General features: G+C 60.0%; 1 protein-coding gene. It reads right to left on the bottom strand.

Features of this window, described 5'->3' with window-relative positions; translation table 11 throughout:
* On the bottom strand, positions 1-530 hold a 530-nt coding region (locus JF66_RS24020; RefSeq protein ID WP_035880948.1), incomplete at both ends, for a hypothetical protein.

Below are 530 nucleotides of genomic sequence, written 5' to 3'. Positions count from 1 at the left end.
GCACGGGTAAATATCACTCCCCGCAGTGACCCTGACCAGATCGGCGGATCCGTCTCCGGGCCGGTCGGCCAAGAATCCGTCCCGATACGTGGAACACGCATAAATCCCCTTCTTGGGCGCGAGCGATTGAACGCCGGTCAGCAAATCGAGAGTCACCACCGTTCCGCCGACGTCGACAGGTCGTTGCGTTGAGCGACTGTAAAACGCTGAATCCTTCGCAAAGGCCGCCGTCGGGTCGTCCCCGAGCGGAACCGTCCAGTCAATTCTTCCGGTCTGTTCGTCGACCCCGATGAGATCCATATCAAGATGAGAAAAGGTGAAGTCGGGATTGTCCTTGTCCGCCTTCGTGGAGACAGTCAGTCGACCCGAGTTCCACCGGCACATGGGCACCAGCCGCTTCACGAGTTTGGCCGGCACCGCGGCTGTTATGCATTCACCGACCCCCGCAAGACTCCACACGGTCTCTCCGGTTTCGCGGCTGAGCGCAACAACGCGCTGTTCGGTCAGGTCATAGGAGTACTGCTCACGGT

The sequence above is a fragment of the Cryobacterium sp. MLB-32 genome (assembly GCF_000738085.1).
Taxonomy (GTDB): Bacteria; Actinomycetota; Actinomycetes; order Actinomycetales; family Microbacteriaceae; genus Cryobacterium.
Note: the sequence above shows the minus strand (reverse complement) of the source record. Positions and strands in the feature narration are given on the sequence as shown.